The sequence below is a fragment of the Nocardiopsis lambiniae genome (assembly GCF_031845465.1).
Lineage (GTDB): Bacteria > Actinomycetota > Actinomycetes > Streptosporangiales > Streptosporangiaceae > Nocardiopsis > Nocardiopsis lambiniae.
On sequence record NZ_JAVREP010000011.1, the window covers coordinates 13314 to 33413 of the forward strand.

General features: G+C 72.5%; 20 protein-coding genes. 5 read left to right on the top strand and 15 right to left on the bottom strand.

The genetic code is table 11. The features are described 5' to 3' along the window. Positions 1 to 168 precede the first annotated feature (168 nt). Entirely contained in the window at positions 169 to 1812 is a 1644-nt protein-coding gene (locus RM479_RS17005; RefSeq protein ID WP_311512697.1) for a helix-turn-helix domain-containing protein, read from the bottom strand. Between the two features lie 459 nt (positions 1813 to 2271). Beyond that, on the bottom strand, positions 2272 to 3198 hold the full coding sequence (bla, locus tag RM479_RS17010; RefSeq protein WP_311512698.1) for a class A beta-lactamase: 927 nt from the start codon (positions 3196 to 3198) through the stop codon (positions 2272 to 2274). A gap of 159 nt (positions 3199 to 3357) precedes the next feature. On the opposite strand from bla, the gene RM479_RS17015 reads away from it, so the two are divergent. Further along, complete coding sequence (locus RM479_RS17015; RefSeq protein ID WP_311512699.1) at positions 3358 to 4269, top strand: LysR family transcriptional regulator; 912 nt, start codon at positions 3358 to 3360, stop codon at positions 4267 to 4269. Next, positions 4266 to 5177, top strand: coding sequence for a serine hydrolase (locus tag RM479_RS17020; RefSeq protein WP_311512700.1), 912 nt, complete (start codon positions 4266 to 4268; stop codon positions 5175 to 5177). The genes RM479_RS17015 and RM479_RS17020 overlap by 4 nt, the downstream gene beginning before the upstream one ends. Positions 5178 to 5221: 44 nt before the next feature. On the opposite strand, the gene RM479_RS17025 is transcribed toward RM479_RS17020, so the two are convergent. Continuing rightward, positions 5222 to 6118 carry a LysR family transcriptional regulator ArgP gene (locus RM479_RS17025; RefSeq protein ID WP_311512701.1) on the bottom strand — a complete coding sequence of 299 codons (897 nt, stop codon included), beginning with the start codon at positions 6116 to 6118 and terminating at the stop codon, positions 5222 to 5224. 73 nt (positions 6119 to 6191) lie between these two features. On the opposite strand from RM479_RS17025, the gene RM479_RS17030 reads away from it, so the two are divergent. Beyond that, complete coding sequence (locus RM479_RS17030) at positions 6192 to 6815, top strand: LysE/ArgO family amino acid transporter (protein ID WP_311512702.1); 624 nt, start codon at positions 6192 to 6194, stop codon at positions 6813 to 6815. A 178-nt stretch (positions 6816 to 6993) separates the two neighbouring features. Here RM479_RS17030 and RM479_RS17035 read toward each other — a convergent pair whose 3' ends face one another. After that, positions 6994 to 8271, bottom strand: a complete 1278-nt coding sequence (locus RM479_RS17035) for a metallophosphoesterase family protein (protein ID WP_311512703.1) — start codon at positions 8269 to 8271, stop codon at positions 6994 to 6996. A 131-nt stretch (positions 8272 to 8402) separates the two neighbouring features. Beyond that, positions 8403 to 8954, bottom strand: a complete 552-nt coding sequence (locus RM479_RS17040; RefSeq protein WP_311512704.1) for a dihydrofolate reductase family protein — start codon at positions 8952 to 8954, stop codon at positions 8403 to 8405. 162 nt (positions 8955 to 9116) lie between these two features. On the opposite strand from RM479_RS17040, the gene RM479_RS17045 reads away from it, so the two are divergent. Further along, complete coding sequence (locus RM479_RS17045; protein WP_311512705.1) at positions 9117 to 9842, top strand: creatininase family protein; 726 nt, start codon at positions 9117 to 9119, stop codon at positions 9840 to 9842. Here the strand turns inward: RM479_RS17045 and RM479_RS17050 are convergent. The 10 genes from RM479_RS17050 to RM479_RS17095 all read right to left on the bottom strand — a co-directional run bounded on the left by RM479_RS17050 (position 9729) and on the right by RM479_RS17095 (position 18719). Next, entirely contained in the window at positions 9729 to 10868 is a 1140-nt protein-coding gene (locus tag RM479_RS17050) for a lysylphosphatidylglycerol synthase transmembrane domain-containing protein (RefSeq protein ID WP_311512706.1), read from the bottom strand. The two genes, RM479_RS17045 and RM479_RS17050, sit on opposite strands and share 114 nt — an antisense overlap. Beyond that, a complete protein-coding gene (locus RM479_RS17055; protein ID WP_311512707.1) occupies positions 10865 to 11653 on the bottom strand; it encodes a class I SAM-dependent methyltransferase in 789 nt (262 codons plus the stop codon). Before RM479_RS17055 ends, RM479_RS17050 begins: the two co-directional genes overlap by 4 nt. Then, positions 11650 to 12678, bottom strand: coding sequence for a glycosyltransferase family 4 protein (locus tag RM479_RS17060; RefSeq protein ID WP_311512882.1), 1029 nt, complete (start codon positions 12676 to 12678; stop codon positions 11650 to 11652). Before RM479_RS17060 ends, RM479_RS17055 begins: the two co-directional genes overlap by 4 nt. 2 nt (positions 12679 to 12680) lie before the next feature. Next, positions 12681 to 13064, bottom strand: a complete 384-nt coding sequence (locus RM479_RS17065) for a 6-pyruvoyl trahydropterin synthase family protein (RefSeq protein WP_311512708.1) — start codon at positions 13062 to 13064, stop codon at positions 12681 to 12683. Between the two features lie 10 nt (positions 13065 to 13074). Beyond that, positions 13075 to 14049, bottom strand: coding sequence for a zinc-dependent alcohol dehydrogenase (locus RM479_RS17070; protein ID WP_311512709.1), 975 nt, complete (start codon positions 14047 to 14049; stop codon positions 13075 to 13077). Positions 14050 to 14089: 40 nt separating this feature from the next. After that, complete coding sequence (locus tag RM479_RS17075) at positions 14090 to 14893, bottom strand: CDP-alcohol phosphatidyltransferase family protein (RefSeq protein ID WP_311512710.1); 804 nt, start codon at positions 14891 to 14893, stop codon at positions 14090 to 14092. Further along, positions 14886 to 15509: a GTP cyclohydrolase II gene (locus RM479_RS17080; RefSeq protein ID WP_311512711.1), complete on the bottom strand. Its 624-nt coding sequence runs from the start codon at positions 15507 to 15509 to the stop codon at positions 14886 to 14888. Before RM479_RS17080 ends, RM479_RS17075 begins: the two co-directional genes overlap by 8 nt. A 119-nt stretch (positions 15510 to 15628) precedes the next feature. After that, the gene (locus RM479_RS17085; RefSeq protein WP_311512712.1) at positions 15629 to 16537 is read right to left on the bottom strand and encodes a carbohydrate ABC transporter permease; all 909 of its coding nucleotides are present in this window, start codon (positions 16535 to 16537) and stop codon (positions 15629 to 15631) included. Next, positions 16534 to 17337, bottom strand: a complete 804-nt coding sequence (locus tag RM479_RS17090) for a carbohydrate ABC transporter permease (protein ID WP_397222476.1) — start codon at positions 17335 to 17337, stop codon at positions 16534 to 16536. Before RM479_RS17090 ends, RM479_RS17085 begins: the two co-directional genes overlap by 4 nt. Before the next feature lie 101 nt (positions 17338 to 17438). Beyond that, on the bottom strand, positions 17439 to 18719 hold the full coding sequence (locus RM479_RS17095; protein WP_311512714.1) for an ABC transporter substrate-binding protein: 1281 nt from the start codon (positions 18717 to 18719) through the stop codon (positions 17439 to 17441). Positions 18720 to 18929: 210 nt separating this feature from the next. Between RM479_RS17095 and RM479_RS17100 the strand changes: the two genes are divergently transcribed. Further along, positions 18930 to 19925: a LacI family DNA-binding transcriptional regulator gene (locus tag RM479_RS17100; protein WP_397222478.1), complete on the top strand. Its 996-nt coding sequence runs from the start codon at positions 18930 to 18932 to the stop codon at positions 19923 to 19925. Positions 19926 to 20100: the final 175 nt, after the last annotated feature.

Genomic DNA, 20100 nt, shown 5'->3' on the forward strand with positions numbered 1-20100 from the left:
TCGGCTCAGGCCTCACACGAAGCCGAAGAACTCCGATGGAATGTCCGGGAGGCGCTCGACGTGAGTCGACCTCTGTTCTCCACCCGCCTCGGGTTGGCGGCGTTGCACCTCCTTCGGTGCGTGGGAGCCGAAACGGCAGATCTCGCAGCCATGGTGATCGCTACCGCCTTACGAGCCCGGGACGGTCACGCAGCCCGGGACCTGCTCGACTCCTGGAAGCCCAGGGGCGATCAGAGGAGGGAACTGCGAGCCGTACTCGCCATCTCCGGCCTCACCGAAGTCAAGCTCCCGAGTCATCTGAGAGAGCAGTTGGAGAACGCGGTCGTCACAGCTGCCAACAGACTCAACGACGCCATCCCACCGGTGGTCTCTGTGACCCACGGACCCCGGTAGTCCAGAACCTGAGCGCCGGGTCCTCCGCGACCGAGAACGATCGCGAAGGACGGACCGTTCGTCGGTGCGGTGGCCGCAGGTGGGGCAGGGGACGGCGGTGACGTCCCGGCCGTCGGGGGTGGGGCGCAGGACGGTGCGGTAGCGAGGCGACCCCCTGTCGGGGTTGCAGCGTTCGTTGTCGCACTTGGGCGCCGGGAAACGCGTGTCGACGTCGGGTGGGCCGAGCCAGGTTCCGAAGGGGGCGGCCCCGGCGGGCGCGGGCGGATGGACGATCTCGTCGGGTTCGGTGCGGCAGAGACCCCCGCACAGGGCGCAGGTCCCGCCCGGAACGTTCCGAACGCTGGGATGGGCCGGGCAGGTGCCGGTGGCCTTGCCCTGGGCGTCCGAGGCGAAGGCGGGCCGTCGGGAGAAGGCGTCCTCGGGCGGCGCAGGGAGCCGGGGGAGGGCCCGCCCCAGGGCGCCGCCGTTCCAGGCGCGCACGGACTCGGGGGAGACCAACCGGGTGCGCAGGGCGGCGAAGGGTCGGGCGGTGTCCTGCCACCCCGTCAGGGCATCGGTGAGTTCCTCCACGGACACGCCCGAGGCGCGCAGGTCCACCAGCCGGGCGGCCAGGGTGCCCCGGTCGCGGCGCGGATGGGTCAGGGCCGCGTCCGGGATGGACCGGAGCAGGTCCAGCGCCCAGGCCGGTGCCGGGACCGGGGCGGGTTCCCCCGGGGTGCGCGGGCGGGGCACGGCGGGGACCGGGCGTCCGGTGGGCCGGGGTGAGGGTCGCCGGTCCGGTTCCGGTTCCCGGTACGGCCCCGTGGGGCCGCCGACCTCCGCGCCGACCTCCGCGCCCGACGCTGCGCGCGGAAGCGGCACCGCGACCCCCGGCCGCCCTGTGGTGACCCGCCCACGGACGGGATCCGGAGAGGGGTCGCTGGAGTGGGGGTCGGTGGAGTAAGGGTCTGTCGGTCGATCCGACACCTCGCGGCCGTTCACCGTGACCGGTCGCGGCCTGTCGATCCGACCGGTCGTGGGCGGTGCGGGCCGGTTCTGCGGGGTCAGGGGCTCCTCGCCCAGCAGGGCGCGCGCCTCGTTGACCCGCTCCAGGACATCGGCGGGGAAGGCCTCGGCCGGGATGAGCAGTTCCAGCACGTCCGGCAGGGCGTCCGGACGTCGGTGCCCGGCGGCCAGGTCCTCGGCGAAGAACACGCGCACGTGCTCGCGGGGGAGTTTGCGGACCAGGCCGGCCCGGACGAGGTCGTCGATGGCGCGCTGGGCGGTGGTGACGCTGAGGTTGCCCCCGGAGCGTTCGGCCAGGGTGACCTGGCGCAGGAAGCACCAGCGTCCGTCGCGGTCGGCGGCGTCGGCGATGAGGACGGCCGCCATGTGGGAGCGGGGAGTGGGGAACAGCCCCTTCTTGAGGGCCGCGGTCACCCAGTGGAGAGGGGAGAACCCGCGAAGGTCCAGTGAACCTTCGGGACGTTTGCGCGGGTAGGGGACGGGACTCGCGGCCCGGTTTCGGGCATGCGGTATTCGGGGACTAGGATTCATGCCTAGCCGCCTTCCTGGTGTTGCAGGACGGTCGGTCAGGAGCCGTTCGGTGTTGGCGCACCGGGCGGTTCCGCTTTTCGTGTGACGGGGAGTCACCGGCTGAAGCCTAGTGGCATCGGGAGGGCGGCCGGGGGCGGTTTTCTGGATTTGTGTTCGAGTTCCCCGCGCGACTGTATGAATCTACGTCGTAAAGGTGGGGGTTTTAGAGAAGAAAACCCCGAAAAGGGAAAACGAGTACGGCTGCGCCGCACCCGCCCCATCACTTTGGGCACCCTTCTGTGCTCCGAGGGTGACGAAGCGGGGGTGTGGGGCGTCGAGGAGACGCCCCACACCCCCCTGGGGTCAGCCGAGGGTGTCGACGACCACCTCGGTGGCTTCGGCCACCAGTGCGTTGATCGGTTCGGCGTCCTGTTCGTCCTGGCTGCTGAAGACGGAGATGATGATCGGGTCCGCGCCCTCCTCCGGCCAGGCCAGGGCGATGTCGTTGCGGCCCCCGTAGGCGGCCGAGCCCGTCTTGTCGCCCACGATCCACCCCTCGGGGACGCCGGCGCGGATCGTCTCGTCACCCGTGGTGTTGCGGACGAGCAGGTCGATGAGCACGTCCCGCTTCTCCTCCGGGAGCACGTCCTCCAGGGTGTAGGCCCGCAGGCTCTCCGCCATGGCGCGCGGGGTGCTGGTGTCGCGGATGTCGCCGGGGGTGGCCTCGTTCAACTCGGTCTCGTAGCGCGCCGGCTCGCTGACCTCGTCACCGATCGCGCGCAGGTCCTCCTTGAAGGCCTCCACTCCGCCGAGCTCCTCCAGGACCAGGTTCCCGGCGGTGTTGTCGCTGTAGCGCACGGAGGCGTCGATGATCTCCATGCGGGTCATGCCGGTGTCCACGTGCTCCTCGGTGATCGGGGAGTACTCGACCAGGTCGTCCTCGGTGTAGGTGACGGTCACCTCCATCTCCTCCAGGGTGTACTGGTCCAGCAGGGCCCCCGCCGAGAGCGCCTTGTGGGTGGAGGCGTAGGCGAAGCGCTCGTCGGCCCGGTAGAACACCTCCTCGCCCGTGCCGGTGTCGATCGCGTACACGCCCAGGCGGGCGTCGAACTCCTGCTCCAGCGAGGCGAACAGCGCGTCGGAGGCGGCGTCGGGCGCGGAGGCCGAGGGGGAGGCGGGCGCCGAACCGGACTGCGATTCCGCTCCCGTCGCCCCGCAGGCGGTGAGCGCGGCCAGCGACAGGGCCGCCAGTGTCGCGGTGGTGGGGAGATGGGCGGATCGGATGAACATCTTCGTGTGTCCCTTCGTGTACGGAGAGCGCGGACGTACCAGGGCCCGGGGAACGTCGAGCCGCGCGAAGCGGCGTCGAGAGCAGTCTGTGGCCGGTGTGGTCATGCTGTCCAAGACGGAAACCGGCTTTTCCATGCGTTTCCCGCATAGGATCAGCTCATGGATCTCGTCGGAGCCTGTCGGGCCTTCGTCCATGTGAGCGACCGGGGGAGTTTCACCCTCGGTGCGGCGGCAGCCCGTATCCCGCAACCGGTCGCCAGCCGCCGGGTGGCGGCGCTGGAACGTCATCTGGGCGGCCGTCTGTTCGACCGGTCGACCAGGCGGGCCGTGCTCACCCCGTTCGGGCGCGAGGTGCTGCCCGCCGCCCGCCGGTTGATCCTGCTCGCCGAGGATCTGGAGTACGACGCCGAGCGCGCCCGGCACAGCCCCGTGCGCCTCGCCCTCCCGGAGGTGTGCGGCACCCGCGATCTGGCGGCCCTGGGGGCGGCCGGCCGTGACGCAGGCCTGCGTCTGGACTTCCGCCGGGTCCCACCCGCCGCCCGTGCGGACGCGTTGCGCGACCGCGACGTGCACGCCGCGGTGTTGGCGGTGCCCCCCGACGGGGCGGCCTGGACCGTTCCGCTGGGGGTGGGCGCGGCGGCCCGGCCCGGTGTTCGGGCCGTCTACCTGGAGACCCTGCGTGTGGGGCGGGGGCAGCGTCCCTCCACCGGTCGCAGGTTGTGGATCCAACCCGAGGACGACGTCCCGCACGTGCGCGATCCGCTGCTGCGCCTGCGTGACGCGCTCGGGTTGGGCCCGGCCCAGATCGCCGTCGCCCCGTCCCTCGCCGACGCCGCCACCGAGGTCCTTGTCTCGTCGGATCTCCTGTTGTGTCCGGCGGGGCAGGCCGAGGCGCTCGGTCTGTACTGGTGTGAACTCGGTGATCCCGTGCTGGTGAGGGGTTACGATCTGGTGGCCGAGAGCACCGAGGAGTCCGAGCGGTTGCGCGATGCCCTCGCCGACGCGCTGGCCCACTGCCTGGACGCCGCCCCCTCGGGGGTGGCCGCCCCCGGACCGAGGAGGACCGATTGACCACGACCGCCCTGTTGCGAGAACTGCGCCGGGAGTTGGAGGAGGGCGGGCTGCGCGGCTCTTTCCTGGTCCGGGACCTGCGCACCGGTGAGGAGGTCGGTATCGATCCCGAGGTGGAGTTCCCCTCGGCGTCCCTGGTGAAGGTCCCCCTGGCGATCGCCGTCCTGGAGCGCGTTCACGCCGGTGAGATCGACGGTGCGGCTCCGGTGCTGGTCCAGCCCGGCGGGGTCACCACCTTCGGTCCGACCGGCATCGCGCGGTTCCGTCACCCGGCCCGGGTCGCCGTCGACGATCTGGTCTACCTCAGCACCTGTCTCAGCGACGGTTCCGCCGCCGACGCCCTGCTGGAGTTCACGCCGCCCGACCGGGTCGCGGCGACGCTGCGCGCCGCCGGTCTGGTCGGTATCACCGTGCGGCACGCCGCCGGCGAGCTGCACCACACCCCGGTCGATCGGCTGAATCCGGACGAGGGGCATCTGGCGCACAGTCTGGCGATCGACGCCGGGACGGCGGGGCGCGGTCATCGGATTCCGCAGCTGGACGTCGCTCGGGCCAGTACGGGTACGGCGCGGGCGTTCACCGATCTGCTCCAGGCGTTGTGGGTCCCGTCGAAGATCCATCCGGAGGTGGCGGCCCGGGTGCGCTGGTTGATGTCGAACAACGTGCTGCGTCACCGGCTCACCCCGGATTTCGCCTCCGACGCCACGACCTGGTCGTCCAAGACCGGGAGTCTGCTCAACCTGCGCCATGAGATCGGTGTGGTCGAGCATTCCGATGGCGCGATGTACGCGGTGGCGGCTCTGACGGAGTCGCGGGTTCCGGCGGTCCACCAGCCCGGGGCCGAGGCGCTCATGGCCCGGGTGGCCCGTACGCTGCGCGATCATCTGCGCGCCGGTGGGGTGGGCTGAATCCGATCCGGCGGCCCCGGGGCCGTCCGCGAGAGCGGTTCTCCTCACCCCGGGGCCAGTGGGTGCAGGCGGGCGGCGGCGTGGCGGCGGACCACGTCGGTGAGCAGGTCCAGGGCGGGGGAGCGCAGGTTCCAGCGCTGCCAGTACAGGCGTACGTCCACCGGGTGGTCGGGTGCCATGGCCACCAGTTCCCCGGTGGCGAGCGCCTCGTGGCACTGCCGTTCGGGCACCGCGCCCCAGCCCATGCCGAGGTGGACGGCGCGGGCGAAGTCCTGTGAGGCGGGGATGTAGTGGCGCGGCCCTCGGGGTTCCTCTCCGAGGGCCTGGCGTACGAACCGGTCCTGGAGGTCGTCGCGTCGGTCGAAGGTGACCATGGGGGCCTGGGCGAGGAGGGCGGGGTCGGCCGGGTCGCCCAGGTGGCGGCGGGCGAACCCGGGGGTGCACACCACCAGGTAGCGCATGGTGCCCAGGCCTTCGACGGTGCAGCCCTGGACGGCTTCGGGGGTGGAGGTGACGGCGGCCATCACGGTTCCGGAGCGCAGGAGCGAGGTGGTGTACTCCTCGTCCTCGCGGTGGACCTCGAAGACCTCTCCGAGTTCTTCGGCGACGGTGGCCAGTGCTTCCAGGAACCAGGTGGACAGGCTGTCGGCGTTGACGGCGACCGGCAGGAGCCGGTTCCCGTCGCCCGTGCCCAGTTCGGTGAGGGCGTCCTCGTCGAGTACCAGTACCTGTCGGGCGTGGCGGAGCACCACGTCGCCCGCCGGGGTGGTGGTCACCGGGGTGGTGCGACGTACCAGGACCTTGCCCACCGCCTGTTCCATCGCCCGGACCCGCTGGGACACGGCGGAGGGGGTGACGTGCAGGTGGCGGGCGGCGGCCTCGAACGTCCCCTCGTCGACCAGGGCGGTCAGGGTGCGCAGGTGGTCGTACTGGAACGGCATGTGAAGCCTCTCTTAGGGGTTCTAAGAAAGTTTAGCTTTACTGCACACGGTGTCGGGGCCTAGCGTTCCACGGGTGAACGCAACACTTCTTCCCGCGCTGCTCGGTCTGGGGACCGGGCTCGCCCTCATCGTGGCCATCGGCTCGCAGAACGCCTTCGTCCTGCGGCTGGGCATCGACGGCCGGATCGGTGTCGTCCTGCCGGTGGTCCTGGTCTGTGCCGTCTCCGACGCGCTCCTCATCACCCTGGGTGTCCTGGGCATCGGCGCGGTCGTCGCCGCGCTGCCCGCGCTGGTCACCGTCGTCCGTGTGCTCGGCGCGGGGTTCCTGCTGGTCTACGGGGCCCTGGCGGCCCGTCGGGCGCTGCGACCCGCCGGGGAGGCCCTGTCGGTGGGGGCGGGGGCCACCGTCGGGCGCGGTGCGGCCATCGCCACCGCCGTCGTGCTGACCTGGCTCAATCCCCACGTCTACCTGGACACGGTCCTCTTCCTGGGTTCCCTGGCCAACCAGTACGACGGTGCGCGTTGGTGGTGGGCGGCCGGCGCGGTCTCCGCCAGCTTCCTGTGGTTCTTCTCGCTGGGGTTCGGCGCGCGCCTGTTGCGCCCGGTGTTCGCCCGTCCGGGGGCCTGGCGGGTCCTGGACGGGGTGATCGCCCTCGTCATGCTCGCCCTGGGTGTGCGGATGCTCCTGGGCGCCTGAGGTCGGCCCCGGGTGGTGGGCGGCCGGTGGGCGGTGGTCTCCACCAGGACCGTTCCCGCGGGTCAGTGGCCCCGGCACGGTGAGGACGCGCCTGCGTTCGCGATGTGGATCGTCCTCACCTCCCCGGTCGTGGTCGCCCGCCCACGGTGGCGGCGGCCCCGTGGGCGGGCGACGTTCTTCAGCGGGTGTCGGTGACGCGCTTGTCGTCGCCGTCCTTGTCGATGGTGAAGGCGTCCACGACGGTGCCGTCGGCGGTGCGGGCGGTGTACACCAGCACGTCGCCGTCGACGTCCACGGTCTGGTAGGTCTGGGTGTCCTCGAACTGGACCCGGATCTCGGCGCCGTTGTCGGTCCAGTTGCCCGGGTCGATGTCGTACATCTTGGGGCCGGTGACGGTGACCGTGTAGACGGGCCCGGTGTGCACGTCGGGGTCGTCGGTGCGGTGGGCGGTGAGGTTGCCGCGTCCGTAGGAGTGGTCGTGTCCCTGGAGGACGAGGTCGACGTCGTGCTCTTCCAGGGTGTTCAGCCAGGCGGTGCGCAGTCGCCCGTTGTCGCGGCTGGGGCTGTTGGAGAACAACGGGTGGTGGAAGAGCACCACGGTCCAGGTGTGGGGGTTGTCGGTCAGGACCCGGTCCAGCCACCGCTGCTGGGTGTTCAGCCAGCTGGAGGCGCTCAAGGGTGCGGCGTTGCGGTAGTTGGAGTTGAGGACGACGAACCGCACCCCGTTGTAGTCGGTGTAGTGGGCGGTCCGGGACAGGTCGCGTCCGCTGGTGGGGCCGTTGCCCGAGGTGGGGAACTGCGGGGCCCACCGGGAGCTGAGGGAGAGGGCGGAGTACTCGTGGTTGCCGGGCGCCGCCAGGTGGTCCATGCCGCCGGTGGCCTGGGGGCCGAAGGCGGCGAACCACTCCGACCACTGGGAGTCGCTGTTGGCCGAGTCGACGAGGTCGCCGACGTGGACGGCCAGGTCGGCGTCGGGCTCGGCGGCCAGGGCGGCGCGCACCACGGGGGCGGCGCCCGCGGTGATGTTGTTCTGGATGTCGCCGAAGTACAGGAACGTGAACGGGTCGGCTTCGTCGGCGGTGGTGGTGAAGGTGTGCCAGGGGCCGAAGGTCGTGCCGTCGCCGACCCGGTACCGGTAGTCGGTGTCGGGGGTCAGGCCGGTGGCGGTGGCGGCGTGGTGGGTGCGCCCGGACAGGGTGGCGGTGGTGGTGCCGGAGACGGCGCGCACGTCGTCGGGGGCGGTGGCCGGGGCGATCTGCACGGTCGGGGTGGAGGTGCCGGCCGAGCGCCAGGTGAAGGTGCGGGCGGTGTCGGGGGTGGCGGGGGGCGACAGCAGGATCCGGTCGGAGGTGTCGGTGGTGGTGGGGGCGGCCGTGGCGGCGGGGGCGCTCGCCAGGGTCAGGGCCAGGGTGGTGGCGGCGAGCAGCGCCAGGGGTGCGGTGGGGCGGGCGGGCATGGGCCGGGGCCTTTCTGCCGGTGTCGCTGACGCCGGTGACGCTAACCACCACGTGGCAACGGAGGGTGAACCCGTCGTGGCGGGGTGTCGCATGGTGGGTGACGCCCCGCCTCGCCGGGCGGTGGTGCCGGTCAGGCGCGGCGGTAGCGCAGCAGGACGACCTGGGAGTCGAACACCCGCGACTCCACCAGGTTCAGCCTCAGCCGTTCGGGGGAGGTCGGGAAGGCGGGCTTGCCTCCGCCCAGGACCACCGGGTGCACGAACACCCGGTACTCGTCGATGAGCCCGTGGCGGGTGAGGTCGGCGGCCAGGGCGGCGCCGCCGAAGAGCACCATGTCGGTCCCCGCCGCCTTGAGCGCGGCGATCTTCTCGATGTCCCCGACGACCCGGGTGTTCCAGTCGGCCTTCTCCAGGGTGCGGGAGACGACGATCTTGGGTTTGTCCCGCCAGAGGGGGGCGAACGCCAGGTCGTGCGGGTCGTCGGAGTGCTCCTCCGCCTCGGGCCAGAACCCGGACATCATGTCCCATACGACGCGCCCGTAGAGGAAGGCGTCGCAGCGGTCGCTCAGGGCGCGGGAGTCCTCGGACAGTTCGGGTCCCATGACGGGCCAGTCGAACTCGCCGTTCGGGCCCTCGATGTGGCCGTCGAGCGACTGGTGGACGAAGTGGACGAGTTCCGCCATGAGGGCTCCCCGAGGTGTCGGTTCCGGTGCTTCCCATCGGACGGGGTCCACCTTAGGAAGCGGTCGTGACATTCGGCCGGAGGCCCGGAGGGGAGCGGCGTCCCCTGCGCCGACACGCCCGTCACCGCCCGACCTCCGCGGCCCGCGTGGTAACCAGGGGCCATGGACGAACGCATCCCGCTGCCCGCGAGCACCGGACCCGAGGAGGCGGAGCGCGCCGCGCCCGCCGCCGTGCTGCCCGTCGGCAGTCTCGAACAGCACGGTCCCCATCTGCCGCTGACCACCGACACCCTCATCGCCTGTGCCCTGGCGGCGGCGATCGCCGCCGCCCACGGCCCGCGCGCGCTCCCGCCGCTCACCTTCGGCTGCTCCCACGAACACGCCGCCTGGTCGGGCACCGTCAGCGTCTCGGCCACCACCCTGCACGCCGTCGTCACCGACATCGCCGACTCCCTCGGTGACACGCCCCTGATGCTGGTCAACGGGCACGGCGGCAATCACGTGCTCGCCAACACGGTCCAGCAGTCCGGCGGGCGCATGGCCCTGTTCCCCTCGGCGGGGGAGTGGGAGGCCGCCCGCGTCGCCGCGGGGATCACCCTCACCAACGACCAGGACATGCACGCCGGCGAACTGGAGACGTCCGTACTGCTGCACACCCACCCCGATCTGGTGCGTCCGGGGTACGAGAAGGCCGATCACCGGGCCGACGAACGCGACCACATGGGCACCCTGGGCCTGGCCGCCTACACCGACAACGGCGTGGTGGGGACGCCCTCACGGGCGGACGCCGCCAAGGGCCGGCTCCTGCTGGCGTTCCTCACGGATCGGGCCGCCGGACACCTGGCCGCCCTGGAACAGGCGCGCCACCAGGACCGCCGCCCCCGGTGAGGCCGCGATCAGCGCGAACAGGCCGTAGACCACCGACACGGTCAGTCCCTGTTCGGCGCCCAGCCCGGCCGCGCCGAACGCCGCCGCCGTGGCGACCTCGCGCGGCCCCCACCCGCCCACGTTGACCGGCACGCTCATCGCCGCCAACGCCAGGACCGCCAACGGCACCAGCCGCGTCAGTGGGGCGTCCACCCCGACCAGGTGGGCGGCCAGCAGGAACAGGGCCACGTGGCCGACCAGCGCCGCCGCCGACAGCACGATCACCGTCGGGGCCCGGCCCACCAGCCCCACCCGGACGTCCCGGGCCGTCGCCACCAGGATCCGGCCCGCGCGCGAGCCGCGCGCCCGGGGCGAACGCGCGCCGACGGCCACCACCGCCCCGGCCACCGCCACCAGGGCCAGGGGCAGCGCGACCGCGCCCCACCCCGGGCCCCACAACGTCGCCGGCAGCACGAAGATCAGCGCCGCCACGGCGACCGCCAGCACCACCTGGCCCGCCACCCGTTCCAGGACCACGGCGCGCACCCCGCGTCCCAGGTCGCCGTTGGCCCGGCCGTGCCCGACCGCCCGGTGGGCGTCGCCCAGGACCCCGGCGGGCAGCACCGCGTTGAGGAACAGCGCCAGGTAGTAGTCGGACACCGCTCGCGTCGGGGACAGGCTCAGGCCCACGGCCCGTGCGATCACGCGCCAGCGGGCCGCGCACAGCACGGTGGTGGCCGCGCCGACGCCCAGGGTCGTCGCGACCGCGCCGGCGTTCACCACCGCGAACGCCGCGGTGAACGCCTCCAGGGGGTACCACCACAGCACCCATCCCAGGATCGCGGCCCCGATCAGGGTCCGCGTCAGTGCGCCGCCGTGCCCGCGGGCCCACTCGCCTCGGCCGCGCCCCGCGGGTCGGCGCGGGCCCCGGTGGCGGTGTGCGCCGGGGCGGGCGTCCTCTTGGGTGACGGTCGAGGCCGTCGGCCCGGCGAGGCGCCGCGCGGCGTCGTCCTCGATCCCGGTGCGCGGGTGCGGTGGGCGGTTCATGGGCGGTCCCCGGGTTCGGGGGGCATGAGCAGCAGGTCGTCGTGGTGGACCACGGCCGTCAGCCGTCCCTGCTCCAGTGCGGCCAGTCGGCGGCGCAGGTAGTCGGCCACGGGCAGGTCCGGGGCCTGCTCGGCGGCGGCCCCCGCCCACCCGCGCAGCCACATCCCGGTGACCTCCGGGTGATCGGGGCCCAACCGCCACGGGCTCGGGAAGGTCGTCGCCCGGTACCCGCGTCGGGCGAACGCGTCGATGGTCGCGTCGATCGCGTCCGGGCCGAGCCGTTGCGCCCGTCGTTGGTGGGCGTTGAAGGCGGCGGTCACCGCGCCGTCCAGTGGATCCTCGGGGGTCAACGCCACCCGGCCCGCCACCGACAACGTGAACCAGGCCGGGCACCCCGTCGACGCCACCGCGTCGGTGACGGCCCGCACTTCCTCGGCGGTGAGCAGGTCGAGCAGCGCCGACGCCGCCACCAGTGTCACCCCCGTCAGGTCGGCGGCGCGCAATCGGGCCAGTTCCACCAGGCGGGTCTCCACCCGTCCCGGTACCCGGTCGGCGGCCAGGGCCAGCAGGCGCGGGTCGCGGTCGAAGAGCAGCCATCGCTCCACTCCCGGGGCCCGGGCGGCGGTCCAGCGGCCCAGTGAGCCGGTGCCGCACCCCAGGTCGGCGACGACCCGGTGGTGTTCGGCCAGGACGGGCAGCGGGCCGTGCGAGCGGGCCAGTGCGTCCACGCCCTCGCGCGCGGCCAACCACTCCGGCGCGAACTCCTCGGTCTCGACGGTGTTCAACGGAACTCCTCCGGGTCAAGGACGGCGGCCACCCCCCGGGCCACCTCCGCCCATCCTGTCAAGTCGGTGCGGCGCAGGCGGGCCGAACTCCGAAGCCTGTCCCGCAGGTCCGGTTCGGTGAGCCATCGGCGCAGCCCGGTCGCCAGTGCCTCCGGATCCTGTGGGGGTACGAGGAGGCCGGGGGGTCGTCCGGCGCGGTCGCGGCCCAGTGCCTCGGGGATCCCGCCGACCTCGGAGGCCAGGACGGGGACGGCGCGGGCCAGTGCCTCGGTGACGACCATCCCGTAGGTCTCCGCGCGCGAGGGCAGGGTCAGGAGGTCGGCCGCCGCGTAGGCGGCGGCGAGGTCGTCGCCGACCAGTGCCCCGGGCAGGGTGACGCGTCCGGCGAAACGTTGCGCCCCGGCCCGGATCCGCTCGGCCCACGCGTCGGAGTCGTCCGGTGTCGGGCCGACGCAGACGCAGGTCCACGGCAGGTCCGACACCCGGTCCAGGGCGGAGAAGAGCACGTCGTGGCCCTTGCGGGGGGTGGGGGAGGCCACGCACAGCAGCCGGGAACCGTCTCCGGGCACGGTCGCCGGGGCCGGGTCGACGCCGGGTGGGACGGCTCTCACGCCGGGCAGGTCGTGTCGGGCGGCCAGGTCGCGCGCGGCCGTGCGGCTGGTGGCGATCACCGCTGCCGCGCCGCGCAGCACCGACCGTTCCCGTGTCTCCAGGTCGGCCGCCTGGGCCGGGTCCGTGCCGGTCTCGTCGGCCAGGGGCAGGTGGACCAGGACCACGATCCGCAGGCGGGTGGCGTGGGGGAGCACCACCTCGGGGACTCCGCACGCCACCAATCCGTCCAGCAGGACCGTCTCCCCGTCGGGTGCCGACGCCAGCACCTCGTCCAGTGCCGTGCGGGCCGTCGCGTCCGGGCGCGGCCACGATCCGGCCACCGTCACCGGGCGCAGCCGGGGGAGGGCCCGCGCCAGGCGCCGGTCGTAGGTGTGGCCGCCGCTGGGTGCGAGGGCCGGCGGGACCGCGAACATCGTCACAGGTCGCGCTCGTAGGACGCCCACGCCACGTGGGACTCGTGCAGGGTCACCGCGATCGCGCTCAGTCCTCGGGCTCGGGCGTCCAACCGCTCCACCAGCCGGTCGGCCACCGTCTTGGCCAGGAACTCCGTGGTCGTGTTGACCCCGGCGAACTCCGGTACCTCGTCCAGGTTGCGGTGGTTCAGTTCGCCCACCACCCCGGCCAGCACCTCGGAGAACAGTCCGATGTCCACCACGATCCCGTCGGCGTCCAACTCCGGTCGGCGCACCGTGGCGTCCACGGTGAAGGTCGCCCCGTGCAACGCCTGGGCGGGACCGAACACCTCACCGTGGAAACTGTGGGCGACCATCATGTGGTCGCGGACCGTCACACTGAACACGGGGTTCTCCTCACGGGTAGACGACGCGGTGGCACAGGGCGGGCAGCGAACCGTCGGCGAGTCGGGGCAGCACCGACGGCAGTTCCTCGAACGGGCTCTCGCCGGTCAGCAGGGCGTCGAACGCCGGGTCGGCCAGCAGCCGCAACGCCAGTCCCAGTCGTTCGGCGTGGTCGTAGCGCGATCGGCGGGCGGGGGAGATCATGCCCACCTGGCTGGCCCGCATCGTCAGCCGTCGCGAGTGGAACTCCTCGCCCAGCGGCAGGATCACCCGTCGGTCGCCGTACCAGCTCAGCTCGACGACCTCGCCCTCGGTGGCGAGCAGTTCCAGCGACCGGATCAGTCCCGCCTCGGTGGCGCTGGCGTGGAAGACGAGGTCGCAGCCGTCTGCGGCGTCCGGGGCCAGGGCGAAGTCGACGCCCAACCGGTCGGCGGTGTCGGCTCGTTCGGGGGCGGTGTCCACCAGTTGCACCCGTACTCCCGGGATTTCGGCGAGGAGGCGGGCCACGCAGCATCCGACCATGCCGGCGCCGACCACCGCGATCCGGTCGCCGATCAGGGGGGAGGCGTCCCACAGGGCGTTCACGGCCGTCTCGACCGTGCCGGCGAGTACCGCGCGTTCGGCGGGCACCCCTTCGGGCAGTGGTGAGACGGCTTCGATCGGCACCGTGAACAGGTCCTGGTGGGGGTACAGCGTGAACACCGTCCGCCCGACGAGTTCCTCGGGTCCCTCCCGCACGGTTCCCACGTTGAGGTACCCGTACTTGAGCGGGCCGGGGAAGTCGCCCTCCTGGAAGGGGGCGCGCATCACCTCGTACTGGTTGGGCGGCACGCCGCCGCCGAACACCAGTGTCTCCGTTCCCCTGCTGATCCCCGAGTACAGGGTGCGCACCAGCACCTCCCCGGGGCCGGGGTCGGGGATCCCCACCTCTCGGATCTCCCCCCGGCCGGGGGACTGCGTCCAGAAGGCCCTCGCGGTCCGACCCATCGTTCTCCTCACCGTGGACATCGTCTCGACGACCACCCTTTCAGGTCGGGGCCGATCCCGTCGGTCGGATGGTGGGTCCGTCCGTGCGGGATCGCCACAGGGTGAGGACGTCGCGTCCGAACGACCAGAACAGCAGGGCCAGTGCCCCGGCCACCACGGCCGTGCCGAGCGCGGGCGGGACGGCCGGTGCGATGCCGGCGACCAGGGCCACCCCCTGGACCGCCGCCACCACCTTGCGGGCCCGGCCGGGCGGTAGCGGGCCGCCCATCCAGGGCGCCCACCACACGGCGGTCGCGAACAGGTAGCGCATCGCCCCGATCGCGATCGTCCACGGCCCCAGGAGCGGTGCGGCGCACACGCTCAGCACGAGCAGCAGGAAGGCGTCGGCCTCCATGTCGAATCGGGCCCCGAACCGTGAGGAGGTGCCGGTGCGGCGTGCCACCGGTCCGTCGACCAGGTCCAGTGCCAGGGCGAGCGAGGCCAGGGCGACCACCGCCCAGGCGGGTCCGCCGTCGACGACCAGTGCCGTGACCGCGACGATGAGCGTCGAACGGGTCAGGGTCACCAGGTCGGCGGGCCCGAAACGGTGTCCGGTGCGGGCCGCCGCCCACGCCAGCGTGGCGGCCCCGGCCGTGGCGACGACGATCAGGGTCGCCCAGCCGGCCGGGCCCAACCCCACGGTCACCGCCACCGCCACGGCCACGGCGGCCTGCGCGGTCGCGGCCCCGGCGAGCACCCGGCGGGCCCTCGGGCGCGCCGGGCGCTCCGCGGTGGCTCCCGTGGACGGGCCGGCGTGACGGGCCGGGGCCGGCCCGTCGCTCAGGTGGCGGACCGGATCAGGCACCGGGTGCGTCCAGGTGCGGTAGGTCGTGTCCCAGCCGGTCGCGTTTGGCGACCAGGTAGGGGAGGTTCTCGGGGCGGACCGGGGCGTGCAGCGGTTCGCGGACCGCGACCTTGACCCCGTGCGCCTCCAGGACCCGGGCCTTGTCGGGGTTGTTGGACAGCAATCGGACCGACCGCACCCCCAGGTGCAGGAGCACCCGTGCGGCGGGGCCGTAGTCGCGCACGTCCACCGGCAGGCCCAACGCCGTGGCCGAGTCCACGGTGTCCAGTCCCTCGGTGTCCTGGAGGGTGAGGGAGCGCACCTTGTCCAACAGGCCGATGCCCCGGCCCTCGTGGCCGCGCAGGTACACCAGCACGCCCCGGTCGGCCGCCGCGATCGTCTCGACGGCGGCGGCCAACTGGTCTCCGCACTCGCAGCGCAGCGCGCCGAACACATCACCGGTCACGCATTCGGAGTGGACCCGTACCGGTACCTCGTCGTGGTCGCGGACCGGGCCGCGTACCAGGGCCAGGTGTTCCTGGTGGTCCACCGGGTCGCGGAAGGCCACCAGGCGGAACGGTCCCCACCGGGTCGCCAGTTCCGCCTCGGCGGCCTCGTCCAGCGCGTCGTCGCTCATCCGTTCCCCTCGGGCCGTGTCTGTAGAGGACTACGGACGGGGGAGTCGACCGGTTCACGTTCGGGCCCGCCCGATATAACCAGCCGCGTGCCCCCGCCGGAGGGGTCCGAAACCCGACGCTACTTGCCGCCCACCCCCATCAGGCCGTCGGCGAGGGAGCGGCGTGCCACCAGGTAGATGATGAACAGCGGCACGGTCGACAGCACCACGGCGGTCAGCAGTCCCGGCACGTCGACCCGGTACTCGCCCTGGAACTCGAACAGGCCCATGGTGATGAGCCGTTTGTCGGCCGACTGGGTGAGGATGAGCGGGAAGAGGAAACCGTTCCAGGCCTGGAGCGCGGAGTACACGGCCACCGTGCTCAGCCCCGACCGTGACATCGGTACCACCAGCCACAGGAATGCGCGTACCGATCCGGCCCCGTCCAGGGCCATCGCCTCGTAGAGTTCCTCGGAGATGTCGCGCATCGATCCCACCAGGATGAGTACGCACACCGGGAGTGCGAACGCGGCGGTGGGCAGCACGATCGCGGTGAGGGAGTCGTACAGTCCCAGCCGGACGATGATCAGGTACACGGGGATGATCACCGCTTGGGAGGGGATGGCCAGCCCCAGCAGGAACATCCGGAACGCGGCGTCGGTGAGGCGGCGGCGTGAGCGCACGATGGCGAACGAGGTCGTCGCCGCCAGGACGACGACCAGGATCACGACCGCGACCGTCACCAGCGCGGTGTTCCATACGAATCCGAGGAGTCCCTTCTCCACGGCGGTGGCGTAGTTGCCCAGGGTGGGGTCCGAGGGTGGGGCCAGCGGCCCCTCGGGCACGTAGTTCTCCCCGCGTTGGACGGTCGCGATGAGCAGCGCGTACAGCGGTACCGCCACCACGAGCAGCCAGATGAGCGCGCCCAGTCCGCCCAGGACGTTGGGTCGCTCGCCCACGCCCCGACGCCGGGTCCGGGCGGTTCCGGGGCGCGGTGGTCGTGTCCCGCCGGGTGTGTTCACGGGTGCGCGTTCCTGAACGACGCTCATATCCCCTCCCTGGTGCTGCGCATCGAGCCGAACCCGGTCAGGCGCACCATCACGAGTGCGATCAGGGTCGCGGCGACGACGAGGGTGAACGCGATGGCGCTCGCGTACCCGAGTTCCCAGCTGCGAAAGCCCGCCCGGTACATCAGGTACGGGACGATCGTGGTGTCGGTGCCCGGGCCGCCGCCGGTCATGATGAGCACCGTGTCGAAGTAGGTCAGTGAGCCCACCACCATCAGGATCGACGACGTGGTCATGGTGTTGCGCAACTGCGGCAGGGTGATGTGCCAGAACATGCCGAGCCGGCCGGCCCCGTCGATCCGCGCCGCCTGGTAGAGCGTTGCGGGGATCTGTCGGGCGCCGCCCTGGTACAGCAGCATGTGCAGTGGGATGAACTGCCAGGAGGCGACGAACACGATCACCCAGAACGCACTGGTGCTCCCGCCCAGCAGGTCCACCGTTCCCAGGCCCAGGAACGGGCCGGCCCAGGCCAGCGGCCCGAAGTTGGGGTCCAGCAGGGCCCGCCACACGATCGCCACCGCCGCGGAGGACAGCAGCAACGGTAGGAAGAACAGCGCCGACACCACGGCCCGTCCGCGTTGGCGGCCCGCCGACCACACCCCGAGCAGGAGGCTGATCGGGGTCTGGATGGCCCAGCTGGCGACGGTCAACAGCAGGCTCAGCCCCACGGCGCGGTGCATGAGCCGGTCGCCGGCCAGCCGGGTCCAGTTGTCGAATCCGGCGAAGCGGGGGTCGCCGAGTCCGCCCCAGTGGGTGAACGACAGGTACGCCACCAGCACCATCGGCAGGGCCGCGAACAACGCGAAGAACGCGACGCCGGGCAGGGCCCACAGGGGGCCGGGCCGCCCGGTGCGCGGGGCGGCCCGGTCTCGGAGGGTCGCGCTCACAGGGCGGCCAGGGCGTCGACGAACTCCTGGGGGGTGCGCTGCCCGTTGAACAGGGCCTCGATCTCGGTGACCATGGGGGTGGCCACCTCCGGGGTCAGCGCCTGGTCCCAGGAGAGCTGGAAGTGGGGGGCGTCGCGCACCAGCTCGTACTGGAAGGTCGCGAACTCGGGGTTGGGGCTGTCGGCCAGGACCTCCTCGGCGTTGGCGGTGGTGGGCACCTCGCCGTTGGCGACCATGTCGGCGACGTACTCGTCCTGGGCGGTGTAGCGGAGGAACTCCAGGGCGTGTTCCACGTGCGGGCCGTCGGCGCTCACGGAGAAGTAGTTGGTGGGGTTGCCGACGACGTTGGCGGGGTCGCCCGTGCCGCCGGGGATGGGCGGGAACTCCACGTAGCCCAGGTCGTTCTCGGCGAATGCGCGGGCCTGGTCGAGGTGGGTGGAGTACTCCCAGGACCCCATCAGGTGCATGGCCGCCCGTCCTTCGGACAGGAGGGTGGAGGCGCCGCCCTCGGTGTAGCTGACCGAGGCGTAGGAGTCGCCGAAGGCGCCCCGGTCGACCAGGTCGACGACCATGTCGGCGGCCTCCAGTACGGCCGGGTCGCGCCAGCCCTCGGAGTCGCCCTCGGCGATGCGCGCGAACACGTCGGGGCCGCCGATGCGGTCGACCAGGTACTGCAACCACATCTGCTCGGTCCAGGGGTCGGCGCCGGCCAGGGCGAAGGGGGTGACCTCGGCCTCGGTGAAGTCGTCGACGAGGTTCAGGACGTCCTCCCAGGTCTGGGGGGGTTCGACGCCGACCTCCTCGAACACGGCCCGGTTGTAGAAGAGCACCACCGGCTGGGTGCCGCGCAGCGGGATGCCGTACTGGACGCCGTCGACCTTGCCCGATTCCAGGACGGAGGGCAGGAACGCGTCGGCGAATTCGGGGTCTTCGGCGAGGAGGTCGTCGAGGGGTTCGAGCAGGCCCTGTTCGGCGTAGGGCGCGATGCTGCCCGACCCCCAGTTGAAGAACACGTCGGGTTGCTCGCCGGATCCCATGGCGGTGCGCAGCCGTTCGACGTAGTTGTCGCCGGGCACCTGGTCGATGACGGCCTGGAAGCCGTCGTCCGCGTGGTCGGTGTTGAAGCGTTCCACGGCTCCTTCCTGTACGACGACCAGGGTGTCCTGGTACATCCACACGTGCATCTCGTCGTCGGAGGAGGAGCCGCCACCGCCGCAGGCCGTGGCGGTGAGCAGGGTGAGCGCGGCCAGTGCGGCGGCCGTTCGGGGGGAGGTCATCGCGCATCCTTTTCGAAACTATCGGACTTTATTCCGAAACTTGTGGTGCCCGAATGTACGGCGCGACGTGAGGCGCGTCAATATCCGCTGTGGCTCAGATCACCGATCGTTTCCGATCAACGGTGATGAACAGCGCGAAGGCGCGTAGTATCTGGCGGCGTGAGTACACAGCCGCAGGGGGAGACCCCGGGAACGACCATCACCGAGCCGGTGACCATCGCGAAAATTGCGGAAGCGGCGGGGGTCTCCGTCCCGACCGTCTCCAAGGTCCTCAACGGTCGTGCCGACGTGGCCGAGGGCACCCGGGCCCGGGTCGAGGAGCTCATCCGCGTGCACGGCTACCGCCGCCGCAAGGGTCCGGGCGGAGGCCGTTCCGCCCTCATCGACCTGGTGTTCCACGAACTCGACAGCGCCTGGGCCATCGAGGTCGTGCGCGGCGTGGAGAACGTGGCCCGCGAGGAGGGCCTGAGCGTGGTGCTCACCGAGTCCGGCGGCCAGACCCCCCGCGACGACTGGGTCGACGCCGTCCTGGCGCGCCGCCCCACCGCCGTCGTCCTGGTCTTCTCCGACCTGGCCGCCGAACAGCGCACCCGGCTGTCCGCGCGCGGCATCCCCTTCGTCGTCGTCGACCCCGCCGGCGACCCCGGCCCGGACATGCCCGCCGTGGGCTCGGCCAACTGGAGCGGCGGTCTGGCCGCCACCCGTCACCTGGTCGAACTCGGCCACCGGCGCATCGCCGTCATCGGCGGCCCGCGCGAGGTGCTGTGCAGCAAGGCCCGCATCGACGGCTACACCTCGGCCCTGGACGCCGCCGGCATCGCCGTCGATCCCGCGCTCATCCGGCACGGTGACTTCCACGTGGAGAGCGGACGCCACCGGGGCCGCGAACTGCTCACCCTGGACGATCCGCCCACCGCCGTGTTCGCCGGCAGCGACCTCCAGGCCATGGGCCTGTACGAGGCGGCGCGCGAACTGGGCGTGCGCATCCCCGAGGACCTCAGCGTGGTGGGCTACGACGACCTGCCGGTCGCCCGCTGGGTGGGCCCGCCCCTGACCACGGTGCGCCAGCCCCTCACGGAGATGGCCGAGGAGGCCACCCGCATGGCGCTCATCCTGGCGCGCGGCGGTCGTCCCGCCAACCTGCGCCTGGACCTGGCCACCGCGCTGATCGTGCGCGGCAGCACCGCGCCACCGCTCCGGGGGTGAGACCCGGCCGGGGCGCGGGGAACGCCCCGTTCAGGGCCGCCGTCGCGCTCGCGTGCGGGGACGCCGTGCCGTGGCCCCGGGGTGTCGCTCCACCGGGGCGCACGGGCCGCCCGGGTCGGGGCCGCCGGCGCTCCGGGGCGCGCCGGGGCGGCCCGGAGCCGGGCGGGCCGCGGTC